Below are 22,900 nucleotides of genomic sequence, written 5' to 3'. Positions count from 1 at the left end.
TCGGAGAGGATCAGGCGGCGTGAGCCTGCTGTTGGTTGGCCAGGCTGGCAAATGAGCCTTGCATCGCCATCAACTCGCCCCAGGAGCCATCCTCCAGCAGAACACCGCTGTCGAGCATCAAAATGCGATCTGCGTTGCGCAGACAGGCCAGCCTGTGGGTCACGATGACCATGGTGAGATTGGCAAAGCGTTGTTGCAGCCGTTCGATCACCAGGCTTTCAGTTGTTGGATCCAGAGCCGAGGTCGCCTCATCAAGGATCACCAGCCGAGGGTTCTGCAACACCATGCGTGCGATGGCGATGCGTTGTTTCTGGCCTCCGGAGAGTCCGCCGCCTCGTTCACCAACCCGGGTGTTGTAGCCGTCTGGCAGTTTCATGATGAAGTCATGGGCGCAAGCCACCCGGGCTGCATCAATCACTGCTTCATAGGGAGCATCCGACATGTTCAGGCGCAGGTTATCGAGGACCGTGCCGTCGAAGAGGATGGATTCCTGCGGCACGAAACCCACCTGCCGGCGCAGGCTGCCGATCTGCACCTTGCTGATGTCGGTTCCGTCGATGTAAATCCTGCCTTCTTCCACCTGGTACAGACCATCAAGCAGCTGGACGAGAGTGCTTTTGCCACTGCCACTCGTACCCACCAGTCCAATCACCTGGCCTGGATCGAGTGACACGGAGAACTGGTCGAGCTGGCGTTTGCTGGTGAGTCCATAGGAAAAGGAGACATTTTCCAGATCAATGCGACCGGCGATTGCAGGCAGTGGAAGCATGTAGCTGGAAGCCAGCGAATCCTCCGGCTTCTGACCCAGTACGTCGGCCAGAGAATCCATGGAGGCACGGGCATCCTGGTATTGGTCCGAGACAGCTCCAACCTGAATCATCGAGTTGGCCAGCTGGCCTCCAAGGATCATGAAGACGAAGATCGAGCCCACAGTGGTTTCACCTTGAATGGCCAGCACAGCGCCGGTCATCATCAGCGCCAGGCGGATGAGCTGAGGAATGGCGCTGCGGAATTCCCGCGCCAGCACCTGCAATCGCTCAAGCTGAAAATCCTCGCTGGAGAAGCGGCGATAGCGCTGAAGCCATTGCCAGCGAGCCTGGGTCGCGAAGTTCTGAGTTTTCACAGTGCGGATGGCGCTGAGGCACTCCACAAGGAACCCCTGCGCCAACGACCAGGCTTTGTTCCTGCGTGTGATGCCTCGCTTGATCGGTTTGCGGCTGATCCAGGTGGACAGGGCCATCAGCGGGACCTGCGCCAGCACCACCAGAGCCAGGAGTGGCTGGATCGCCAACATCACCAGCCCGATAAGAGGGATGAACACCAGGTCGAGGGCGGTGTTGATCACAGTGCCCGTAAGGAAGCTGCGCACCCGACGCAGATCATTGAAGCGGCTGGACAGATCGCCGACGGTGCGGCGATCGAAAAATTTCATCGGCAGACGGAAGAGGTGTCCCACCACCTGGCTGCCAAGGCTGGTGTCGATGCGATCGGAGAGATCCACGATCAGGTTGTTCTGCAGCAGCGCCAGCACTGCCTTCACGACAACGATCAGGCCCATCACAAGGCCAATGGGCCAGAGCAGGCCAAGGTCGCGGGTGGTAATCACCACATCCACAATCTGAAGGATCGCCAACACAAACCCGATCTCCAGCAGTTTGTTGGTGAATCCAGCCAGAAACACCAGACCCATCTGGGAGCGGTAGGGGTGGATCATGCTCCAGAACCAGGAGAGGTCGAAACGGCTTGCCTGGGCGTCTGTCTCAGCAGATTCCGCCGGCCTGACCAGCATCAGCTGGAAACCATCAGGGCCGAGCTCCTGAAGTTCTGCAGTGCTCAGTGGAACCAGTCCGCGGCCTGGGTCAGCCACAACCAAACCGCGAGGACCGGCTTCTTCAATCAACAGGAAACGATCCTGTAGCTTGACCAGCGCAGGGGGCTGCAGCCTATGCAGTTGTTTGGCTGGAGCGTTGAGCGGTCGCACTTCCAGGCCGAGGCTTTCCAGGATCTGACCCAGATGCAGCAGGGTGATGCCTCCCAGTCGCTGCTCGCAGTCGATCAACACCTGTTCCACCGTGTCCCGGGGAAAGGGAAAGCGATAGCGATTCGCCAGCCTTTGCAGACAGATGATTGCGGTGCCCTGAGGCCCCTCGCCGCGCTCTCGCATCGGGGCTAATCGCCTTCTCCCGCTGCTGAGTCCCAGCTCCTCAGGCTCGATGGGGTCCGGCAGATCGTCGGCGTCGCTGGCCTGACGCCAGAGATCTTCGGAAGCACGCCCAGAGACTTCACCTCTGGATTGCGGACGAGTACGGCGAGCAGAAAGCGCTTCCTCAAGGGCGGAGCGCTGGATGCCGAGCAGACGCCCACCAAGGGGCAATGCGCTGCTGGCCGAATCTGATCTCCAGTGTTGGATCTCGCTACCGATGGGCGCATTACTGGGAAGCGGTGCGCTCGGCAGCCACAGATATTCAGGGTCGAGATCAGCTGTGTCGCCAAGCTGCTCGCCTGTTAACAGTTGGAGGGCGCCCGGGCGCCAGAGTTCTGCTAGCAGGCCCGGTAAATCCTCGTGGCGCTGGGGCTGGCGGGCAAGCCATGCCAGCAGCAGTTCGGCGAGTTCGCTGCGGTTGGGTTCAAGACAGCCCTGTTGAAGCGATGTTTCCTGGCGGAGCAGCTCCAAAAATGGCTTGGCGGGCAGCGCTGCCACCAGGGTGGGCTCCATGGCGATTGCCGCTTCACAGGCGCGGTTGCGCACCAACCCACACCAGCCCACCGCATCACCGCTGCCAAGCCGGGCCAGGGTGAAAGGCCCAGTGGCGTGATCATCAGCAATCAGACGTACGGCTCCTTCGGCAATGAACATCACCTGATGGGGCAGCCGATCGGCTTGCAACAGCGGCTGACCGGTTCGATAGCGCAGCCACTGCAACTTGGATCGCTGAGAGGCAAGAATTCCTTGAAGGGGGACGGGCAGCGTCGAAGCGTCTTGACTCATGGAAGGGTGAGGGTGCAGACCGATTCGGGCAGGGGATCGGATGCAAGCAGGGTGTTGATCGTGTTGGCCAGCCAGTCGCGATGCAGGCGCAGGGTCAGCTCGCGGCGGGTCGGGTCATCCCATCTGGCCGGCAGGCGGCTGTCCAGTCGCAGCACAATGCTGCGTCCGTTGGGAATGCGCAAGGGGGGTTGGATCACTCCCGGCTGGGCGCGAAGCACCATGCGATCCAGAGGTGCTTGCAGGTCTTCGAGGCAAAGGGGCCCGAGATGCCCGCCGCTGTCGCGGCTGTTGCCCAGCGACTGAGGTGCCAACTCCCCAAAGCTGGCGTCGCCATCCTGAAGCTTGAAATACCATTCCTGGGCCAGATGGGTGTCATCGCTCTGAAGCACGGACAGGCAAACGCGATCGAGGGCCGACCCCAGCTCCAGGAAGCGTTGCCGCGCCGCAACCTCAAATGTTGTTGCTTGCCATTGCTCGAGGCTTTGATCACCACTGACACAGGCTTCGATGCTGCGTCCGAGCCAGACGGTGAACAGATTCACCCGCTCGAGTGCTTCGCGCAGCTCGGCATTGGGCCAGATCAGGTCACACTGGCGAGATGGATCGTTGGAAGGGGTGAGGGTCATGCCAGAGCGCCCGACTGTGCAGCATCGGCTCAATGCCCTGTGGGCATCGCTCCAACAATCTGTTGATGATTGTGCATGGGAACAGGCCGAGGGTCTACTGCGACGCTTTCTTCAGCTCGCCCCTGCTTCACCCCTCGAGGTTTGGGACACCCTTGGCTATGTGCTGTTGATGCAGGGCGACTATCGAGGTTGCCAGTTGGTGTTGGAGCCGCGGCGATTTGATCCCACCAGGAGTTTCTGGCTCGAGCACAAGCTCGGTGATGCCCATCGTGGGCTCAATCAGCTGCAGGCTGCTGTCGAGTGCTATCGGCGCAGCCTCCGAGATGGTTCTGACAGCCCGATCACTTGCCGCAACTTGTTGCAGGCCTTGGATGCTCAGGAGCCGGGATCGGCGATCCAGGAGTTGAAGCGTTGGCAACAGAAAGGTGCTCCGTCCTCAGCTGCCTGGGATGGGGCACGGCAGGCGGCTGTGCTTGTGCCCGGCCTGACTTTTGCTCAGCAGCTTTTTGACGTGGGTGAAGCGGATGCTGTTTGCCGTCAGCGACTGTTGGAGGACGCTTGCTACGCCTTTGACCAGTCACGCGTTCAGTCTCTGCTGGCCGCGGCACAACTCAGTCCTGAAGGTTTCAGTGCTTGGGAGCGTGCGTTGCAGCAGCGCCTAGAGACGCTGGGTCTGGCGGCAGCCACCAGCGACCCAGCCTTTGACGCACCACAGCGCTGAGGCGTTCGCTGCTGAGTCGTTCCTGAGCGATGGCCTGACCGCGCAAGCCCAGTTGTGAGGCGTAGTGCGGATTCAGGGCGAGCTGGCGCATGGCTTTCGCCGCACTGTTGATGTCGGGTTCAGCCCAGGTCGCGCCTGCCATGTAGTCGCCGCGGCTGCGCTCAATCGTCTTCGGAGACCAGGGAATCAGTTCAGCGCTGCCGGGGGGCATGAAGTCGAGATTGCCGGAATAGCCGGTGGCGATCACGGGGATCCCCATGCCCATGGCATCCGCGAGGGTGAGCCCGAAGCCTTCAGAGCGGTGCAGGCTCACAAGTGCATCCGCCTGGTCGTAGAGGGCATCGAGCTTTGCTTGCGGGAGTAAAGCTTCGATCCAGCGGATGCGTTGGTCACCGTTGGCGAGGTTTTTCAGGGTACTGGCCTGTTCGGGGAACTGCTCGGCGCTGCTGGCTTTGACCAACAGTTGCACTGCCGGAGCTGAGTTGTCGTGGCGAGGGAATGCGCGTTGAAAGGCACGCACCACGGCTGCAGGATTTTTGCGTTCGGGAGTGCTCCAGAAATCGAAAAAGGTGAGAAAAGTGAAGGGACGTGCCTCGCTGGCCTGGCGAACAGCTCGCCTTTTTCGGTTGCGTGCCTGCAGATGCTTCCAGTCGGGGAGGTGGGGCAAGCTGATCACAGGCACTGGGCTGCGCTGGGCCAGAGCCTGGGCGGTGAAGCTGCTGGGGCACCAGATCTCGTGATATCCATTGAAAAAGCGCTCCCAGCCGGTAGGAAATTGCTCCAGTTCCCAGGCCCAGTAGCCGATACGCAGCGGAGCGGTGAGCGGGTGACGCTCCAGCAAGTCCGGATTGCTGGAGAGAATGTTGGGATTGGTGTGGATCAAGTCCACCTGAGCGAGAGCATTGTCCTTCCCCGATGGATCACCAGACAGTTCCTGCACAGCAGCATGGCTGGCCAGGGCCAGGTCCACATAGCTCAGCTGACAGCCCGCTGCCTCTAGGCAGCGCGCAGTGGCCCGGGCACCGCCAGCAAGCCCGAAGCCTGCGCGTAGATGGCCGTAAAAGCGGATATGCATACCAGATCCGCACAATCTGCAGGTGATAATGGATGAGTGAAGCCGATCGCTGTTTGGTCAGTACGAGTTCTGTGACTGGTTTCGCCGCCCCTTCCCTCTTACTGGCAGAAGAAACACGTCAAAAACTGCATCTGAAGCGCATCACAAACAGTACCGAAGGTCATGTTTTTGCCTCCGCCGTTGCTGAAGCGATTGGCCTGCCGCTTCAAGCTCTTCATCAGCATGTGGGGCCCTACCCCATGTTTCGACCTGGGCACGACAACAGCACCGACACCCACCAACGCTTCTATGGCCAACATGAGCAGCAGAAAAATCATTATCGGGATCTTTGCCGCCGAGTGATCCGCTGCATCGGCGAGCCTTGCTATGTGCAGCAGATTCCCACTTATCGCTTTGGGTTACCTAACAATCGCTGGGTCGGCAATTTTCATCGAGACTCAGATTTCGGGCACAGTCGCTACGAGCTCAATGCAATCTGCGCTTTAACACCGATGCTCGGCAGCGCCGCCCTGCATATTGAGACAACGGATGGCTCTCATGATTTTGAGCCAATGGAGCTGAAGCTGGGTGAACTGATTCTTTTTGACCACATTGATCGTTTGCATGGCTGCCCGATTAATCGCGAGGGAGTATCGGTGGCAAGTGTTGATTTTCGTTTTGTGCCGGCTCGGTTTGTTCAGGATGCGTTTTGTTCGCAAGCCACCAGCATTAACACTGGTATTGCTTTTCTTCCCGGCCATTATTTCAGTGATGAGCCGCTGGCTGATGAGCCGCTCTGATGGGAATTCAGCTTCGCTTGAAACAAGAACTGCGCCGTGGCGCGCAGCAATGTCATGCCTCTTGGCAACGTTGTCTTGCCCCTTTTCGTGTGCCCCGAGAGCGCGAAAAGCTGGCCGCAATTCATGCTCTGGCGCGAGTGCAGGAATCACTGTTGCCGGCAGGTTTTCAGCAAGCAGCTGAGAAACTTGTGCTGTTTTCTCATTACCACCCTCGAGGATGGCTGCAGCGCTGTATCCGCCGAGAGTTGGCCGATTTGCGCGCACGTGGCTGGCCAGTGCTTGTGCTGTCTGGAGATCTTGACCCAGGCGCTTTGGCCTGGTGTGACCGGAATGGAGTGGGTTGGTTGCGACGCCGTAATGAGGGGCGAGATTTCGGCGCATTTCAGGATGGATGGCTCTGGCTGCAACATCAGCACTATGGATCTGCTCTTGAGAGGCTGATTCTTCTCAATGACAGTGTCTATCCCGTGGTGGATTTAGAGGCCACGAGTTGGCCAAGTTTTGTGGATTATCAAGGCGATGAAGTGTTGGGTTTCAGTGATTGTTATCAGAATGGTTATCATCTGCAGAGTTATGGTTTGCATCTACCCAAGGTTGTGATTCGGCAACCTTGGTGGGATTCTTTCTGGCGATATTACCGAGGCTGGGGTGGCATGTCTGTGGCCATTCGCGAGGGAGAAATCGGCTTGTCCCAGCTGCTCCTGCATCAAGGTGTTGCTCTGCGCGCACTGCATCCTGCCAGTCGCCTCAGGGGGCAGATTGCAAGTCAGGAATTGTGTGAACAGTTGCAGCACTATTGCTCAGATGCTGCAGTGGTATGGATCCAACAACAGTTATTAAGCACTGGTTTGAGTTCCTTTAATTATCACTCAACCGCGCATTACTGGGCGATTCCTTTGTTGATGGATGGCTGTCCATTCATCAAACGATGGCTGCTGGAAAGCAACGAAAAGCAGATGCTCGATCCCCTTTTGGTGGCGGGTGGCAAGTCTGGACTGGTTGATCCTCAGGAGTTGCCGGATTATCTGCGACCGCCTGTCATAGGTTTCGCCAGCTGAGTACATGTTTAGCTCGTTCAGCTGCCAATGCTTCAGCAAGATGTGCACGCCGCCTTGCCTCCAGAGCCAGCAGTTCATGACTGAGTTCGGGGGTTGTTTCAAGCCACTGTTCAACAGCTTGAATCACAGATTTCGGCACATCATTAAGAGTTTGGCTTTCTCGGAGGCACGAGTGAAATTTTTGGCCTAATTCCAGCCAGTGTTTGGGTAAGCCCGACAAGCGATCGGGTACAGATTTCGCTGTCTTGCTAATTAATTCCTGTTCTGGCTGATGTTCAACGAATAAGCCTTTGTTGTCCCATTGTTTCAGGATCGGCTGCAATGTGCCTGGGGCATCTTTCAGCAGTGTTTCAAACGAGATGATGGGCCAATCACTGATTTGAGGGTTAATACTGCGGCATTTCACCATGTCGAGGTTGTAGCGCATCCAAAGTGCGAATCCTTTCAGAGGCGACATGTCGTCGCCGTTGCGCTCCAGCAAGGAAGCCACCACCGCATTCGGTTCGCGGATGATCGCGATGCCCCATTTGCAGTGACCAGGTTCGAGACAGGGGTAGAGCAGAGGCAGCGTTCGGCAAAGCCGAGGATCTTTCAGGGCCAGCAACTGTTTTGAACTTGTCTTCCGAATATCGCTTTCACTCTTTAAGCACCATTGATTCAACAGGCTTTGCAGTTCGCAGCCGATTCGTTTGATCAGTTCCGGAGACTTGGTGGATTGCAAGGGCCAACTGGCATCCCATAACCCATCTGCGTAGCTGAGTAGACGTTCATTCAGGGCCACCAGTTCAGCTGGTTCCTGAAATCCATCGGGATTGTCGTTTGCTGCGGGCAACAAGTTGCCAGGGAGATTTATCCCTCGAATCTGTAAGGATCGAACACAAAAAGAAGTTCCGCTGCGGTGCATACCGAGCACCCACAGCGGAACAAACGTTGTACCTGATGAATCAGTGAAAGAGATCAGACGAATTCCACGTCATCTTCGTCAATAGTCCCACCTAGGGAACGGAACTCAGTGGTTCCCGACTGGTCACCCGAAAGTGTGATGATGATCGTATCAGTGCCAAAACCATCGATGTCAATCAGACCTTCCAGATCAGCATCAATCTGGATCTTGTCGTCTCCATTGGCATCGAAGTCAGTCACAGTTTTGACTTGATCACCCTGCAGCTGGTCAACGGTGAAGTAAACAATATCATCACCTTGACCTAATGTTCCAAAGTCGTCACCGGAGCCCATGCGGACGATGTCATTGCCATCTCCGGCATTGAACTCGTCATCACCAGCGCCTAGGCGAATGAAGTCATTGCCCTGGCTGCCGCCAACTTGATCATCACCTGCACCTGTGCTGATATAGAAGTCATACTCATTGCTTGCATTGCTAGGAGCTGCTTCTGCGATCGTGTTGCCAGAGAAGGTTTCTGTGCTGGTATCGACCTGGGATCCGTCAGTAATTGCTCCGTCGAGGTTGGCAATTACAGAACCTTGATAATCCTCTTCAATCTGGAATGTGGAACCCGATCCAGCGAGAGGATTACCATTTGAATCTTCCGCGTTACCAATTTCAATTGTCGCGTCACCATCTCCCTCGATAATGATGTCAGCACCTTCGGTACCGGCAGAAATATTGATAACTCCTGAATCAGGAGCAACAACTACGACGGGATCGTTGACGTTGGCACTGGGGTCAGTAACAACGATCACTTCACCGCTGCTTGCCTCGGTGGTCGATCCGGCTTCAGGTTCAATTGCAGTGTCTACGGAAGTAGGCGGGATGGAAGGAATGAATGTAGACACTTGCTCAAAAATATTTGTATTGAGAGATTAAAGTCATCAAATCAGCTTTGTCACTCGTCCGGTTGTTCTGCTGGCACGCAGGCGGTGCTGAAACCGCATCATTCACGAGTGTTTTGGCCCCAAAAGTTCACTGCAGCGGCTATTAGGCTTGGTTGGTCAGAGCCAGGGTTTGCTGACATTGAGCCTGCAGGAATCGTTCGAGGCGCTGATGCAGATCTGTTGGCAGCGTTTCTGAAGCCTGCGGATTCACGTTCAATGGCCTCCAGTGTCGAAGCCAGGGGCGAGCATCCCCCTTCTTGCCAAGACATTTGAGCAGTGCAGACAGCTCAACCTCAGGATGGGCGAACAGACGGTCGCTGGAGAGCAGCAGTGGTGGATTGTCAGGCAGGGCCTGCCTCCAGCGTTTCCAGTGCATGTCGTAGCAGCTGTCCTGAAGTGCCCCAGTGCCAATGCGTGGGTGAGCAGTCAGCTGATCTGCATTGAGTGGCTCGAGCTGACCAAGCTCACGCTCCAGCCAGTGGGCGACGCTGCCATCAAGACCTTCCAGGCGTTGCAGGTGTTGCACCCAGCTCACAGCCCGGGATAAGGGGTCTCTCAGCAGTACCACCAGCCTGGCGCGAGGCATCAGCTCTGCAACACGCGCGGGGGTCTTCGGGTCACTGAAATAGTTGGGTGTGGCTTCGCCGCGCAGGATGTTCGCATCGTCTTGAAACCGGGGGAACTGGGCGCAGTACCACTCCCTGCCGAAGGCAAAACGCCCATCAAAGAAATGCAGTTCCTTGCGTGGGTGGCACCAAATGCCTGGAACGTGATCCAGCCAGCGAAGCACTGCGGTTGTGCCTCCCTTGGGCATACCCAGAATCAAAAAATCAGGTGGTGTGGGTGGAGCCTCTGGAGCTGCCAGCTTGTCCTGAAAGGTGTCAAGTTCCAGGCGTGCTCCGCGCCTTGACTCGGCAATCGAGCGCTCGAGATCACCCTGCTTGGAGAGGTAATGCGCAAGAAATTGGGCTGCGAGTGCCCTTTCAGGCTGAAGCTTGCAAAGTCCCTCATAAAAGCTCACCAGCTCCGGGAGGAGCTGTTCTGAACAGCGGGTGAATTGAAGTTCGTTGTGGATGACAAACGGTTCCGGGTCGCAGGTGAGCGTGGCGAGATACCAGATCGCTGCTTGATCGAATTTGCCGGAGGTGCGATACAGCTGAGCCAGCCGATAGGCAGCCTCCGGTTGGCCACCGGGCAGGGCGGAGGCTTTGCTCAGATGCTGTTCAGCGGCCTCTGTTTCACCGATTCGATGGGCGACTTTTCCGCGCAGAAGCCATTCAGTGGCCCCGGCTTCGCTCCAGTTCAGCTGGGTGAGCAACCTGTTGGCCAGTTCTGCGCGACGTTGCCTTAGCAGCCATGAGGCGATTGCGATCAAGCTGCCCTTGCGTTCCCCCAGCCCTACTCCCCTTTCAAGCAGCAGAGGTAGCCAGCGATTGATTCTCGCCCAGTGATTGACGGCAGCCTGTGCCTCAAGCAGCTGCACTAGATCGGCGTGGCTGAGCTGGCCTCGACGGGCAGCGTTACGACAGTCACTCCAGCGCGCCACCATTAGTTTTGCTCCTGCTCACGCCAGAAGGGAGGTTCGTCGATGGCCTCGAGCTTTTTATCAGCTCCCCCATGACGTTGCTCGTCCCAGATTGGCCAACTGCTGATCAGCACAGGTTGCGGTAATGGCGCGAGCAAGTCTTCAGCTTTTTGTTGAAGCCAAAGCGGATCAGGACTGCCAATCAACCAGAGCCGCAAGCTTGGATGACAACGTTCGCCGGGATCCAGTGAATTGAGATAGCCGCACCAGCTGCTCAGGAGGCTGGTGCTGTCAAACCCGATCAGAGCCAGACTTGTGCAACCGTCCCACCACTCAGGCTCAGGCTGATTCCCGCCTGTTGCGTTGTCTAATTCAGACAACGGCTGGCCATCCAGAAGGGCCAGGGAGCGCGTCGCTTCAAGGGCGGTGAGTGCCTTGTGTTGCAGGCGGGGGGCGTAGTTGTGGTCTGGATTGCGTTCAAGCACCTGGCTTGCGTAGTGAAAAGCAACGGCAGGCTGTTTCTTTCTCAGGGCCTGCTGGCCGAGCCGCATCAGGGGCCAGGCATAGCTCGGTTGCATGGCATGGCTGCGTTGCCACCACGGCTCTGCTTCATCAAAGCGATGTTGTTGTTCCAGCAGATCAGCAAGGGCCAGACAAACCTGGATCGTTGGAGTTTCACCTCTCTGCTTGATCCAGCCCAGCAGTGGATCAAGCAGTTCCAGAGCCTGCGAACTGCATTGGTTTTCCCGCCAGAGACGCAGCAGATCCAACAGATCAGCGCGTTCAACGCTGGGAGGGCTTTTCAGCAATTGCTGTTGCATCGCGCTGGCCCGCTCAAACTCACCCTGCCGCACCAGCAACGTGAGCTGAAGCCAGCTGGGCTGGGATTCAGCATCAATGGCGGTTGTTAACAGAGCCCTGGCTTGATCCAATTCGCCGAGATCACTCCAGATCGTGGCGAGTGCGTTGCGCAGCTTTTCCTCGTCGGGTGGAAGCAGGCTCCAGGTCTGCCAGGTGGCTGCGGCCTCAGCGTCACCGCAGGCACGGCGCCACCTGGCCACTCGTTCGAATGGCTCAGGCGCTGGTTCATGCTGTTCAGCCAGGTCATGAAGGGCCTGGACCAGATCGGAGGGGAGCCCTGATTCGCTCATGGCAACCACGATGCCAGGGCTTCAGCTGCTGGGCTCGCGCCCGGGCGCAGATCGATGGGGAAGGAGAGGGGCCCCTCATAGAGCAACTCCTGCAGCGGCAGGGGCGTGGCAGCGGCCTCCAGCCGGCGGTGGCGCAGTTGACGGTGCTTGATCAGATCGTTGAAGTAACCGGGTTGATAAGCAGGATTGACCAGCTCAAGGATTTCGGTGCCTGGGTGTGCGGCGATCAGGTTGGCCATGGCTGCCCCGTGCGGTGCGATCACCCTGTGGCTTGCAGCGATCTGATCCAGTTGCTCGGACACGCTGCCCTGCCCCAGCAGGCCAGCACCGCAGGTTTGTCGATGCTGTGTTTCCTCAAGAACAGCGCGGCGTGCAGCCCCTTCACGGCCCATCCACAAAGTGTTTTGGCCTGGTTGTTCCGGCGCTGCCCAGAATTGTTCCAGCCATTGCAGGTTGGCGGTGGAGGGCCTGCCGAAGTGGGCCGCAAAGCTGGGCACCAGCAACGTGGTGGCTTGCAGGTGATCACAGGCGGGTACGAGCTGGTCAGACGTGATGCCAAGGCGCCTGAGGCTCTCTGCCACGTAGGGGCTCTCGCCACCGTTATGCCAGAGGCGCAACGTCGGCCAACGTTGAATGGCGGCTTGCCAGATGCGACCAAGGCGAGGCAACAGCTCCAGCTGCCAGTGGAAATACATTTCACCCGACAGTTCGGCGACTGCCAGAACAGGTTCCTCCACCCGCAGCGGTGGCGGCAGCTGCTTGGCGGCAGCCTCCAGAAGGTGGCGGCTTGTCTGCTCAAACGCTTTTTGATGGGGGCAGTTCGGCCAGGGCCAGGGGTAATGGCGGCTGAGTGATGTTTGCAGGACGCCCCGCTGATCCCAGACCCCCACTCCGTGACTGTGGTGCCAGGGGTTGCGCTGGCGTTGCGCAAGGATTCGGCCTTCCCCAATCACGTGAATATTGAGTGCCGGATCGGTGGGTTTGGGCTGGGTCTGGCATTTTTCACAGGAGCAGGGCACCTGTGGCCAGAACTCCAGCTGCTCAGGGGGTGGAGCAAGCCAGTGGGCGCCTTCGCCGTAGCCGAGGCGTGCATGCAGGCCGGCCAGCTGATGATCAAGCTTTGGGTCTCTGCCGCAACTCCAGGCCCTTTCCAGCAACTGCACTGCTCGGCTTGGGACTTCCGCTATTGCCAGCGTCCCCCAGCCACGCAGCAATGCGCCCAGTTGGCTGACCTCCGCTTCTCCGGGGGTATGGCTCAGCAAATTGTTGATCAGGTTGATGGCTCGTCGGCGGATGGGAGCAATGGCATCTCTGCTGAGTGTTGCCTCTGCAGCACTCAGGTGACGTCGCACGGCGTCCTCATCGGCCGCCAGCAGCTGGCGCCAGTTCTTCAGGGCGGCTCCTGGCCGTCCGGCCTCCAGATCATTGATGGCCTGCGAATGGTCTGCGCCCGAGTTGACCTCACTGCTCATCGTGCCAGCAAAATCGGTTCGGCCTGTTGCCAGAACCTGCTGCTTAGCAGCTCGCTCCGGTCGAAGAGCTCACCGATGCGCGCACTGCTGCGGGCCATCACTTCAATCAGGTGCACCGGCCTGCGAACCAGGGGGTAAGGACAATCCTGCAGGGCCTGGCTCAGCAGCTTCAGTGCAAAGTCGACATCACCTGCTTGCCAGGCTTGCCAGACGGCCCAGGTGGTGGTGCTGTACCGCTGCTCTCTGACCCAGGCTTCATGGCGTGTGCCCAATGTCTTGAGATGTTTCTCCATCACTGCAAGCAATCCATTCAACTGTGGTTGCAACCTTGCGCTGGCATTGCTGCTGTGAATCCGGTAGCGCACCAGCTCCTGTTCGATCCAGGCACCACGATGCTTGGCGGCAGCCAGGCGCAGCAGCAGATCGACATCCTCTGAATGGCGGATCGATGCATCGAAGCCTCCAACGGCGAGGAAAGCGTCGCGCCGCACGGTCCAGGCGCTGGGCAGCACGGCTTTGTGTTCCATGAAGCGGCTCCAGGTGAAGCCAGCGCCCTCCTGCCAGGGGCGGACGGGATGCTGCAAACAGCCATTGGCATCGCATCGCCACCAGCCGCCGTGCACATGGCTGAGCTGCTGGTTGTTTTGAAGCATCTGCAACGGTCCAGCAAGGCGACCGGGCATGGGGCGGTCGTCGGCATCGATGAAGGCAATCACTTTGGCCCGGCTCTGCCTAACGCCTCGGTTGCGTGCTGCGGAGACCCCTTCCCCGCCTCCGTTCAGCAGTGTCCAGCGCTCAGAAGGCCATTGGGCGCAGAGCCTTTTGAGAACCGCTGCCGATGCATCCGTGCTGCCATCGTCGATCGCGATCAGCTCAAAGCCGGTTGACCATTCGCGCACCAGAGCTGCCAGCAGAACCGGCAACCAGCGGGCTGCATTGCGCATCGGCATCACCACGCTGATGGCTGGTCGAAGCGAAAGTTGCTGGCCAGGCTGTGCAGCCAAGGATTCGAAGAGCGGTGATTGGAGTGATGATGCTGTCACGTCTGAATACCGCTCTCGGCCATGGCTCGCGCCCGTAAAAGCTCCAGCTCGAGGAAATCGGGAAAACGCAAGCGCGACGGCCGTAATGCCAGCAAACAGAAACTGAAGCTCACAATCGAGTCTGTGCCCGAACTGCCGGCGGTTGATGATTCCGCTGTTCCCCTGGCTGATCGTTATTACGACCTGGCCGAGACCATGAATGCCCGCGGTGCCATCGAGATGGCAGTGCCCTTTTACCGCCAGGCGTTGGCACTGTTGCTGGAGGAGCGCAAGCAGCTGCGTCAGCTGCTGCCTGAAGCGGAGCAAACACGATCTGCACAGAACGCTCAGATCCCGGAAGCTGAGCTCAATGGGCTGCTCGCAGACGATTCTTCCTTGAAGGGCATTGATCTCGATCTTGAGTCTCGCATTGCTGAACTAGCCGAGGAACTCAATGTCAGCTCAGCTCAGCAGGTGCTGGCAGGTGTGGCCGAACTGCTCTCACTCAATGGTTCCAGAGAGCTCCCCGCTTCAGGTCACAGTCTGCGGGGCAAAGCCCATCTTTTGCTTGGAGAACAGGAGGATGCTTGGCGAGCCTTTGCGGCGGCCCGAGCAGCGGATCCGAAGTCACCGCAGCACGCTCTCAATCTGGCGGCATCCCTGCTGACCCAAAAAAAGCACCAGGAAGCGCTCGATCTGTTGAGACCTCTCCATCAGCTTGGCTTGGCCGCTTTACCTCGCGAACTGCGGGAACCCTTGCTGCGCAATCTGGCCACGGCAGAGATGCAGGTTGGACAATCGCTTGCGGCACTGCAGCTGCGTCGCCAGTGGCTTCAGTTGAATCCAGATGCCGTGACCCAGAAACGTTGGTTGCAGTGGGCACGTGTTGGGCTTGAGCAGGAGCGTGGTCATCCCTGCCGATTGGAGGGCTTGGCTCTGCTTCAGGATCTGCACCGGCTCAAGCCTGAAGAACGTTCGGTCAAAGAAGCACTGGCTGATGCCCTGGAGTCTGAGGGTGAGTACCGCCAGGCGGCTCTGCTCTACCGCGATTTGCTCAGGCCTTGAATAAAACTGAGAGATTAACGGTGATGATTTAATTATGTTCAAAAGTGAGTGAGGAATGCTTCCGTAGAGTTTTACTTGCGCCAGTTGAAACTTGTCTTGGTGGATGCTTTGGCGATCTTTTGATTACTGGGTTGGCTTGAAATTAACTCGACAACTGATACGTCAAGCTGAAATCAGGCGTCTATAAAGAGACTCTACTTTTCTGGCGCAATCCTGATTGCTCGGGATGGAATCAGAGGGCATCGGGATTCCTTGCCTGCGTTGGTACGTCCATTTATAGAGAGGTCCTTCCTCTAGACCTTGTCTCAGGAGCTTGCCCCAAAGGTTTGTTTTGGCCATGGGCAACGTGAAAACGCCTTCACGATTACTCAACCCGGCAAGACCCCCTGCGTCAGTGATAATGACTGGGAGGCCATAGGCGAGAGCCTCTCGAGCGACAAATCCATAAACTTCTTGCCAGACAGAAGGCATGGCTACGATGTCTAATTGTGAGAATATTGAAGCTAAATCTTCTTTGTCGTAGGGACCGTTAAGGACTAAAAAATTGGGATAGTGCTTGGCAAGCTCGCAAATTTTAATCTGACTTGATCGGTCTCCTTGATAGTTTTCTGGTATGGGCCCATGAACTTCAATCTTGAAATGATTTTGCAGTTCTGCCTTTAAGACCTCTTGGCAAAACTTTAGTTGACCTTTGTGCGGTGCAACGCTGCCCAGAATTCCGACTCGAATTTGATTGGCAGGAGTAGTTGAGGTTGATTGAAGCTTATCTTCATTGGCAACTTGCCCGCGAGAAAATGAAAGGTTCAACCCATTCTCAATGACTCCGATTGAATGGGTGATGCCATGTTGGCGCAGAACATATGCAGCTTCTTTGGAGGGGGTAATGATTGAATTAGCGTATTTCAGCATCTGATTACTGTATCGAGCCCAGGCTGATTTAAGGCTGATTCTATGGCGAGGATTGATTTTGTTGGCTTGCAGAGGGATGTAATACTCTGCAGATTCTAGGCTTTTAAGTGTGCGATCTGAGGCCCTAAGTGAATTTTGCTCCCATTTTTTATGGTCGTTAGGTTTGATAATGGAATGCTCAGAGTCGAATAATGAACATTGTGGATCGATGCACCAGTAGTCGTGCAGCGTCACAACAGTCGGCACCAATTCACTGCAGGCGCGGATGGATCGCATGCCGAAAAAGAGATTATGGTGAAAATCAACAATGTTGAGCTTGTTGTGATTGATCCATTTTTTTAGAATGATCTCAGCCTGGGGAACGCGCTGAGAGTCAAAAAGACAACGTGTATCAGAGTAATTGTAATTTGTTTGTTCAATGTGAAGCTTGCCTTCCCACCTGCCTTTTTGGTGGTATTGATTCTCTACGGTTTTATCATCGATGCAATGAATGAAAACCTGATGTCCGTAATCGCTTAATAGTTTTGCCAGACCTGAAACATGCGTTTCGATTCCACCACGATGCTCTTTTCCCCATGCAAAGCAAACAATTCCGATTCTCATTGACTAGAGGGGCCTATGTTTAATGGCTTTAAAATTGGACCTGAAATGATACTTGCAGGCTCAGCCGCGCTCTGCTTGTCAGAACAACATCTGGTAAGGGCACTCGTTCGGGAAAATTGCTGATTGGTTTGACTTTACAACCCGGGTATTCGCAATTTCTAACGATGCTTTCAATCATTGGAGTGATCACAAAACCAACCTCTTTGAACGGTCTCCAGCTCAAGCCTGCATTTAAGTTACGCCCCGACCATTCGCTGAGAAGGTGCAAGCCATCAACAATTTCGATCGAAACAGCTCCAATCGGATTGATTTGCCCATAGTCGCTTCCAGTTCGTAAAGCGCGTTTGAAACTTTCGTTGCTGCATGGAGTCTCAGGTGAAAACCCATATGTTGCACAGCCTGCATTTTTAAGGGCTAAAGTCTGATCCTTGAACGTCTGCTCGATGGGCTTGAATTCACCATTGCCGACTCCTAGGGTTAAGTAAGCATTGCGGAACCACTTGCTCTCATTGGTTGACTTTTTCAACCGGAATCGTTGGCTGCCTACGAAATAAAAGTTTCTGGTCATATCAGAGAAGGTGAAGTCTTCACTGTCCCACGTGATCCAGTTTTCGACTCCGGTTCTGAACGATGTGTCGGGGCCGATGGCTTTGGAATAATGCAGACCAGTTTGAATACCCTGAAGAATGTTTGTTTTATCGACCAATGGACCGTCTCCTCGCCCAAGGCTTGCTGAGATGGTTTCCGCACTGGTTGTGATGAGAATTCCACCCCATGATTGTGTATCTCCAAATCCCACATTGAAGTAGGTGCTGCCATTGGCTTGATTTTTAATTGACTCCTGCCAGTTCGAAAAGGTCGTGAACGGCTCGCAAGGACCTTTACCTAAGGTGCAATCAGTTCCTGTGATGACACCATCAAAAATGAAGCGTTTAGGGCCATAGCCGTTGGGGATGAGATAACTGATTTGTGGGTGCCAGCGATCATTGCGAAGCAACGCCCTGGAGCTTGCATAGGTCGGTGACTCTTCATCAAGCGTTCGTAAGGCCGTTTGAATTGCTTGAGTGGAGTCTTCAATGGTGATGGGTTGCTCTTCCTCGAACACGATGACATCATCGTCTTCGACTGGCTCCCACACTAATGTTGGATCAGTCTCTTCAACTGAGAGAACACTGGATTCTGATGTGAATAGCGGTGAATCGAAATTTGTCTCAGGAATAACTCGTTCCCAGACCAGCTTGTCGGATTGTTGGGTTGTTATGGAAGAGGAATCTGTCGGTACTGGAGGTGGAGGCGGTACTAATTCCCACTGCAAATCCTGGCTGTTTGCTGAGCCAGCAAACAGCAATATTACCCCTGGCATTATTGAATGCTTTATGTTCATGCAGCTAGTTGGTCTTCACTGCGATATTGAGCGAACTGTAGTTCGCGTAGAACAGACAGCTGTTGAGGAAGTGGATTGGTGCCAGGGTGGATCTGCATTAAATATTCCAATGCGTCTGTGGGAGACAAGCTTTTGTGTTCCACAAGCCATGCCATGCAGACCAATGGTGATCGCTCCATGGCAGCAACGCAATGCGCAAACACTGGGCCTTCAGGCTGAAGGCTTTTCAAAAGTTTTAGCGCCGAGTGGAGTTCATTGAGTTCGAGGCTTCTGTTGATGCGATGGTCGGGCAATACAAGTCGGCGGCAAATAAAACGTTGTTGAAGAGATAGCGGTGGTTCAGCTTCATTTGTGTCGCAAAGACTGAGCACTGCCCGGACTCCTGCATCCTGTAAATGATCAAGATGATGTTCCGCTCTGGGAGCGGGTCCGATAGCTAGTTCATTCACTAACACCCAGTTGAGGCGAAAGCGGGAGTAATTGGGCCTTGGCATTAGTTATCAAGCCAGTGCATCAGTTGAATTCGACGCTGACGTAGCTTCGATTTCAGGTTGGTGTTGGATGTTCTCTTGTCTTGACGAGCGGCGCCAGCTGTCTGAGTTTCATCGTCATTGGCATAGTAAGCGTAAGCAGCTGTGGTGTCGTAAGCCGCATAGCCATAACCGCCATAGCCATAACCGCCATAGCCATAACCGTATTGGTCGTATTGGCCAAATCCGTAGGCCTGAGCCCCCTTTTCTTCACGCTTGATGCAGTTGGTGACCACGCCCAATAGTGGCGCTCCGCTGCTGAGGATGCGGGCAACCGCCTCTTTGGGCAAGCTGCGATCGACGCGGTCCAGACTCACCATAAGCACCAGTCCATCGCAGTGTTCAGCGACCAGTGCTGCGTCGGCCAGACCCAACACTGGTGCTGTATCGAACAGAATCAGGTCGAATTCGCCACTGTTTTCGAGATCTTCAACGAGTTGGTGCAAGCGATTGGAGCTCAGCAGTCGGGCTGGATCTGGTGGCCTGCGACCTGCGGTAATGACTGACCAGTTTTCGTATCCCTCTACAGGCTGAAGCACACTGCGCCAGCTGTTGGAATCATCAGTCAAAACATTGGTGAGGCCGCGTAAATTATTGAGGCCAAGGCGTGTGTGCAGCTTTGGTTTGCGTAGGTCAGCATCAATGAGCAAAACTTTTTGCCCCATTTCAGAAAGTGTTTTAGCCAGCAACACATTGACGAGCGATTTCCCTTCAGCAGGGAGAGAGCTCGTGATGGCAATGGAGCGCAATGGTTGATCGCTGTTCAGAAACCGAATCGAAGTAAACAAATTACGAAAAGCTTCCTGATAAAAGAAACGTTGATATTTGGCCTTTTGTTTGGTGTTTTGATCTTCCTCTGATGGATTGTTGATGTCGAGCTCTTGAAGCAGGAAACGTTTGTCTTCCCTAACTCCTTTGAAAAGATCAACGTGAGGGATGTGGCCTAAGAGTGGCAAACCCAGATCCATTTTCACTTCCCCCGCATGGTGGAAGACATGGTCCATTCGATCTCGCAGTAATCCAGCAGCAGCTCCTGCCACCAATCCAAGAACAGCTCCAAGGGCAAGATTTCGGGGAATGGAGGGTTTGATCGGATTTGGATTAATCTCCGGTGGATCTATCACACGCCATGGCACGCTGCGTTGGGCAATTTCGAGTTGAAAGTTTTCCCTCGCCGTCACAAGGCCGGTGAGGTTTTGTTGGGCAATCTTCAAACGCGTTTGTAGTGCTTCGTATTGCTTGATCAGCGCTGGTTGCTTGAGAAATTGGTTGTTGAGTGAAGTCTCCTGAGCTTTGGCTGTTTCCAGTCGACCGGCATTCAGGTTGAGAGCCGCATCAACAGCTTCCAGTTGGTTTTTACGCAAAAGAGGTTGCAGCTGGTTGAGACGTGCTTCAAGACCTCGAACCATTGAGGAATCGGGGTTGTATTTTGCTCTCGCTTCGGCGAGTTCTGTTTCGACTTTGAGCAGTTGTTGAAGTAGACTTTGGTCGACATCGCTGATGGTCAGGCCCTGAACGTCACCTCCGGCTGTTGTGCCGTTGCCAAGGCCTCCTATGGCTTCCTGAAATCCGCGGGCTGTAAGGGTTCCATTGGCAATTTCTTGGCGCACTCTTAAAAGCCGATTACGGCCTGCTTCAAGGTCCAAAACCTGCGCTGCGATTGCCGCCTCGCGTTGCTTTAGAGCTCCTCCTTCGGTTGTAGGTTCTAGAAGAGAATGTCGCTGGCGGAAGTCGGAAACCTCTGATTGGATTTCCTCTGTTTTGGCCTCAAGAGCCGGAGCCTGCTTGTTCAGGAAATTAAGACCATCCGAGAGACGTTGTTGACGCTGTTGTAAGGCAGCCTGTAAATAGGTGGAGCTGAGATCATCAAGAAGTTGCTTGTCTTCAACCGGATCTCTGCCAGTCACGCTGACGTTAAGTATTCCTTCAGCTTCTTTACGCTTTTCACCACCGGTTGTGATTGTGATTCGCTTTGCTAAAGCATTCGCATTTAAGTCATAACGTTGTGCAATCGGGCTCAGCAACAATGGACTTTGCAACAATTCAATCAGCGTGGGGATGTCATTACTGGTGGTGTTGCGAGCCAGTTCTTCGAACATCCCACCGTCCAAGGCTGCTGCAGCTGCTCTATTACCTGATTCATTGTTGAGCGGATCAGTGATCAGCAGAGCAAAAGAGCCTTGGTATACAGGTCGAAAAATTCTTTGATAGGCGGTGTTCAATCCAGATAGGGCAAGCACTCCTGCGGCGGTAACGCCAACAAGGTTTTTGCGTCTCCTCAAAGCGCGCCAAAGTTCGCGCAGGTCGATCTCATCGTTGTTATCGGCAGCCTGTACGACCGTCCTGCCGAGGTCTTGAACGTTGACGGTTTGAGCTTGGTGTCTGTTGAAATCCGGTGTTTGGACGGGGTTAACGATCAAATTGGACATGATCCCGGCCTTTATGGATAGCCATTAAAGCGCCGCAAGAGACAAATCAAAGCCGACGTGGGACACTTATTTCCCTTAACAGCTGCAGTCAAAAAATCCCATGCAAAGGCTGCGTTACCTGGCCCTCACCACATTGTTGGCCTGTCAGTCACTGTCCTTGTCGATGGCCGGGGCCCAGGAGGTACTGCTCGAGAGCAGGCAAATAGCCCAAGCAACTGCTCCGCTCCCTCAAGAGAACTTGGAGTTAGACACTGACGCGTACATCATCGGGCCTGGTGACGTCTTGGAACTCAAACTCTTTGACGTTCCAGATTTGTCGGGTCAGCTGGAGGTGCTGAATGATGGATCGGTGCCCTTGCCACTGATTGGCAGTGTTCGTGTCACCGGCTTGACTTTGCAGCAGGCCACTTTTTGGGTCCAGCAGTTGATGGGTCAACAACTGCTGAGACCAGATCTGCAGCTCAGGGTTGTCAAGCCAAGGCCGATACGTGTGGCTTTGGTTGGAGAGGTGGAAAGGCCTGGTATTTATTCACTCACGTTGAGTGAGACCGTAAGCACTGAGGGCGGACCTTCCACAAGCATCAGTGGTCTGCCGACGGTGGTGGATGCGATCCAGAAAGCTGGCGGGATTACACAGGTTGCGAATTTGCGTGATGTGGTGCTTCAGCGACGCTTGCCAGGGGAGGAGGGGCAATACAAGCAGGCCAAGCTGAATCTTCTAGATCTCATTCTTCAAGGTAACCAAACTCAGAATCCCTATCTCTTCGATGGAGATACGATTCGTCTTGGCAAGGCAGATGAAACCCCTGAAGAAGCTGTTGAGCTTGCCTCGGTGAATTTGTCGCCTCAGGAAATCAAGGTGAACGTAATTGGGGAAGTTGAGAAACCTGGTACCTTACTTCTTGAGGCCAATACTCCATTAGTTCAAGCAGTGCTTGCCGCAGGTGGGCCAGTTGCATGGAGGGCAAACAAGGGAAATGTTCAATTAGTTCGTATTAACCGGAATGGATCGGCAACTTTGGAGAGATTTGCCATTGATCTAAGCCAAGGTGCATCGAACGAAAAGAATCCCCCTCTTCGAGATGGAGATACCGTGCGTGTGAATCGCAGTGGATTGGCCCAGGCCAGTGATGCGATCAATGCTGTGAGTCAACCTGTCAGTGGTTTGGTGACGATCTGGACTTTGCTGAGACTTGTTAATGATACGACAGATTAATGCGTTGCGAAGGAATAACTAACTGTTGCTCATTATTTTTGGCACTCATGCTACTGCTTGATATTAACTTTTCCAGTGCCAATTGATCATTTTTTCGCGTTTTGATTTCACTCTCAAGAGTTTCGTGCAGATTTAGTTTAATTTTCTATCAATCCAGTTTGTTCGCGGGGCTCCCTCGTCGGCTAACTTTAAAAGCATCAAGAATCTTTTCCTGCCATTTTGCGGGCTGAGGAAGTTGGTTCTGGACGAGTCCTGCTTTCCGGGCGTGTACAGATTCAGGTCTTATCGCATGAGGTGGCTTCAAGTGAAATCAAGTGCTCCGCTATAGTAAGTATCTTCATCAAGCTGAATTAAGCTCTGTTGACTTGGAACACGCTTCGAGATCAGTTGCGTAATAAAGGCAACGAAAGCTTGCTAGAATATTGTTAAACATTTAGAGAAGCCTTCCGCCTTGAATCAATTCAAGTAGGTGAGTCTTGGGTGCTGATGTTTTAAAGCCACAATCTCACCAGT

Annotated in this window: 18 protein-coding genes; 5 read left to right on the top strand and 13 right to left on the bottom strand. The window is 55.0% G+C overall.

Features of this window, described 5'->3' with window-relative positions:
- Positions 1-10 precede the first annotated feature (10 nt).
- The gene (locus SIB83_RS06260) at positions 11-2,989 is read right to left on the bottom strand and encodes a peptidase domain-containing ABC transporter (protein ID WP_413747100.1); all 2,979 of its coding nucleotides are present in this window, start codon (positions 2,987-2,989) and stop codon (positions 11-13) included.
- Positions 2,986-3,615 (bottom strand): peptidylprolyl isomerase, encoded by a 630-nt coding sequence (locus SIB83_RS06255; RefSeq protein WP_413747099.1) that lies wholly within the window; start codon positions 3,613-3,615, stop codon positions 2,986-2,988. The genes SIB83_RS06260 and SIB83_RS06255 overlap by 4 nt, the downstream gene beginning before the upstream one ends.
- Here SIB83_RS06255 and SIB83_RS06250 point away from each other — a divergent pair.
- The gene (locus SIB83_RS06250) at positions 3,614-4,336 is read left to right on the top strand and encodes a hypothetical protein (RefSeq protein WP_413747098.1); all 723 of its coding nucleotides are present in this window, start codon (positions 3,614-3,616) and stop codon (positions 4,334-4,336) included. The genes SIB83_RS06255 and SIB83_RS06250 overlap by 2 nt on opposite strands.
- Here the strand turns inward: SIB83_RS06250 and SIB83_RS06245 are convergent.
- Positions 4,242-5,411 (bottom strand): glycosyltransferase family 4 protein, encoded by a 1,170-nt coding sequence (locus SIB83_RS06245; RefSeq protein ID WP_413747097.1) that lies wholly within the window; start codon positions 5,409-5,411, stop codon positions 4,242-4,244. The two genes, SIB83_RS06250 and SIB83_RS06245, sit on opposite strands and share 95 nt — an antisense overlap.
- A 32-nt stretch (positions 5,412-5,443) precedes the next feature.
- On the opposite strand from SIB83_RS06245, the gene SIB83_RS06240 reads away from it, so the two are divergent.
- Both SIB83_RS06240 and SIB83_RS06235 read left to right on the top strand, forming a co-directional pair.
- Positions 5,444-6,190 carry a hypothetical protein gene (locus SIB83_RS06240; RefSeq protein WP_413747096.1) on the top strand — a complete coding sequence of 249 codons (747 nt, stop codon included), beginning with the start codon at positions 5,444-5,446 and terminating at the stop codon, positions 6,188-6,190.
- On the top strand, positions 6,190-7,248 hold the full coding sequence (locus SIB83_RS06235; RefSeq protein ID WP_413747095.1) for a hypothetical protein: 1,059 nt from the start codon (positions 6,190-6,192) through the stop codon (positions 7,246-7,248). The genes SIB83_RS06240 and SIB83_RS06235 overlap by 1 nt, the downstream gene beginning before the upstream one ends.
- Here SIB83_RS06235 and SIB83_RS06230 read toward each other — a convergent pair.
- The 6 genes from SIB83_RS06230 to SIB83_RS06205 form a co-directional block, all read right to left on the bottom strand.
- Complete coding sequence (locus tag SIB83_RS06230) at positions 7,229-8,152, bottom strand: hypothetical protein (RefSeq protein WP_413747094.1); 924 nt, start codon at positions 8,150-8,152, stop codon at positions 7,229-7,231. The two genes, SIB83_RS06235 and SIB83_RS06230, sit on opposite strands and share 20 nt — an antisense overlap.
- 53 nt (positions 8,153-8,205) lie before the next feature.
- The gene (locus tag SIB83_RS06225; protein ID WP_413747093.1) at positions 8,206-9,042 is read right to left on the bottom strand and encodes a calcium-binding protein; all 837 of its coding nucleotides are present in this window, start codon (positions 9,040-9,042) and stop codon (positions 8,206-8,208) included.
- A 142-nt stretch (positions 9,043-9,184) separates the two neighbouring features.
- Complete coding sequence (locus tag SIB83_RS06220) at positions 9,185-10,630, bottom strand: sulfotransferase domain-containing protein (RefSeq protein ID WP_413747092.1); 1,446 nt, start codon at positions 10,628-10,630, stop codon at positions 9,185-9,187.
- Complete coding sequence (locus SIB83_RS06215; RefSeq protein WP_413747091.1) at positions 10,630-11,757, bottom strand: tetratricopeptide repeat protein; 1,128 nt, start codon at positions 11,755-11,757, stop codon at positions 10,630-10,632. Before SIB83_RS06215 ends, SIB83_RS06220 begins: the two co-directional genes overlap by 1 nt.
- On the bottom strand, positions 11,754-13,229 hold the full coding sequence (locus SIB83_RS06210) for a glycosyltransferase family 61 protein (RefSeq protein ID WP_413747090.1): 1,476 nt from the start codon (positions 13,227-13,229) through the stop codon (positions 11,754-11,756). Before SIB83_RS06210 ends, SIB83_RS06215 begins: the two co-directional genes overlap by 4 nt.
- Positions 13,226-14,233, bottom strand: a complete 1,008-nt coding sequence (locus tag SIB83_RS06205) for a glycosyltransferase family 2 protein (protein ID WP_413747089.1) — start codon at positions 14,231-14,233, stop codon at positions 13,226-13,228. Before SIB83_RS06205 ends, SIB83_RS06210 begins: the two co-directional genes overlap by 4 nt.
- A 60-nt stretch (positions 14,234-14,293) precedes the next feature.
- Here SIB83_RS06205 and SIB83_RS06200 point away from each other — a divergent pair, with 60 nt between their 5' ends.
- Positions 14,294-15,316, top strand: a complete 1,023-nt coding sequence (locus SIB83_RS06200; protein WP_413747088.1) for a hypothetical protein — start codon at positions 14,294-14,296, stop codon at positions 15,314-15,316.
- Between the two features lie 162 nt (positions 15,317-15,478).
- Here SIB83_RS06200 and SIB83_RS06195 read toward each other — a convergent pair whose 3' ends face one another.
- Genes SIB83_RS06195 through SIB83_RS06180 form a run of 4 tightly spaced genes read right to left on the bottom strand, consistent with a single transcriptional unit; the run spans position 15,479 to position 21,171 of the window.
- Entirely contained in the window at positions 15,479-16,828 is a 1,350-nt protein-coding gene (locus SIB83_RS06195) for a glycosyltransferase (protein ID WP_413747087.1), read from the bottom strand.
- A 28-nt stretch (positions 16,829-16,856) separates the two neighbouring features.
- On the bottom strand, positions 16,857-18,212 hold the full coding sequence (locus SIB83_RS06190) for a hypothetical protein (protein ID WP_413747086.1): 1,356 nt from the start codon (positions 18,210-18,212) through the stop codon (positions 16,857-16,859).
- Positions 18,209-18,706 carry a dual specificity protein phosphatase family protein gene (locus tag SIB83_RS06185; RefSeq protein ID WP_413747085.1) on the bottom strand — a complete coding sequence of 166 codons (498 nt, stop codon included), beginning with the start codon at positions 18,704-18,706 and terminating at the stop codon, positions 18,209-18,211. The genes SIB83_RS06190 and SIB83_RS06185 overlap by 4 nt, the downstream gene beginning before the upstream one ends.
- Positions 18,706-21,171, bottom strand: coding sequence for a GumC family protein (locus SIB83_RS06180; protein ID WP_413747084.1), 2,466 nt, complete (start codon positions 21,169-21,171; stop codon positions 18,706-18,708). Before SIB83_RS06180 ends, SIB83_RS06185 begins: the two co-directional genes overlap by 1 nt.
- A 283-nt stretch (positions 21,172-21,454) precedes the next feature.
- Here SIB83_RS06180 and SIB83_RS06175 point away from each other — a divergent pair, with 283 nt between their 5' ends.
- Entirely contained in the window at positions 21,455-22,387 is a 933-nt protein-coding gene (locus tag SIB83_RS06175) for a polysaccharide biosynthesis/export family protein (protein ID WP_413747083.1), read from the top strand.
- The last annotated feature ends 513 nt before the right edge of the window (positions 22,388-22,900 follow it).

Origin of the sequence: Synechococcus sp. MIT S9507, from assembly GCF_047304715.1 — a bacterium.
Lineage (GTDB): Bacteria > Cyanobacteriota > Cyanobacteriia > PCC-6307 > Cyanobiaceae > Synechococcus_C.
Note: the sequence above shows the minus strand (reverse complement) of the source record. Positions and strands in the feature narration are given on the sequence as shown.

Coding starts and splice junctions, on each gene's coding strand:
- SIB83_RS06260 (WP_413747100.1), bottom strand. CDS start 2,989: ATGAGTCAAGACGCTTCGACGCTGCCCGTCCCCCTTCAAGGAATTCTT.
- SIB83_RS06250 (WP_413747098.1), top strand. CDS start 3,614: ATGCCAGAGCGCCCGACTGTGCAGCATCGGCTCAATGCCCTGTGGGCA.
- SIB83_RS06255 (WP_413747099.1), bottom strand. CDS start 3,615: ATGACCCTCACCCCTTCCAACGATCCATCTCGCCAGTGTGACCTGATC.
- SIB83_RS06245 (WP_413747097.1), bottom strand. CDS start 5,411: ATGCATATCCGCTTTTACGGCCATCTACGCGCAGGCTTCGGGCTTGCT.
- SIB83_RS06240 (WP_413747096.1), top strand. CDS start 5,444: ATGAGTGAAGCCGATCGCTGTTTGGTCAGTACGAGTTCTGTGACTGGT.
- SIB83_RS06235 (WP_413747095.1), top strand. CDS start 6,190: ATGGGAATTCAGCTTCGCTTGAAACAAGAACTGCGCCGTGGCGCGCAG.
- SIB83_RS06230 (WP_413747094.1), bottom strand. CDS start 8,152: ATGCACCGCAGCGGAACTTCTTTTTGTGTTCGATCCTTACAGATTCGA.
- SIB83_RS06220 (WP_413747092.1), bottom strand. CDS start 10,630: ATGGTGGCGCGCTGGAGTGACTGTCGTAACGCTGCCCGTCGAGGCCAG.
- SIB83_RS06215 (WP_413747091.1), bottom strand. CDS start 11,757: ATGAGCGAATCAGGGCTCCCCTCCGATCTGGTCCAGGCCCTTCATGAC.
- SIB83_RS06210 (WP_413747090.1), bottom strand. CDS start 13,229: ATGAGCAGTGAGGTCAACTCGGGCGCAGACCATTCGCAGGCCATCAAT.
- SIB83_RS06200 (WP_413747088.1), top strand. CDS start 14,294: ATGGCTCGCGCCCGTAAAAGCTCCAGCTCGAGGAAATCGGGAAAACGC.
- SIB83_RS06195 (WP_413747087.1), bottom strand. CDS start 16,828: ATGAGAATCGGAATTGTTTGCTTTGCATGGGGAAAAGAGCATCGTGGT.
- SIB83_RS06190 (WP_413747086.1), bottom strand. CDS start 18,212: ATGAACATAAAGCATTCAATAATGCCAGGGGTAATATTGCTGTTTGCT.
- SIB83_RS06185 (WP_413747085.1), bottom strand. CDS start 18,706: ATGCCAAGGCCCAATTACTCCCGCTTTCGCCTCAACTGGGTGTTAGTG.
- SIB83_RS06180 (WP_413747084.1), bottom strand. CDS start 21,171: ATGTCCAATTTGATCGTTAACCCCGTCCAAACACCGGATTTCAACAGA.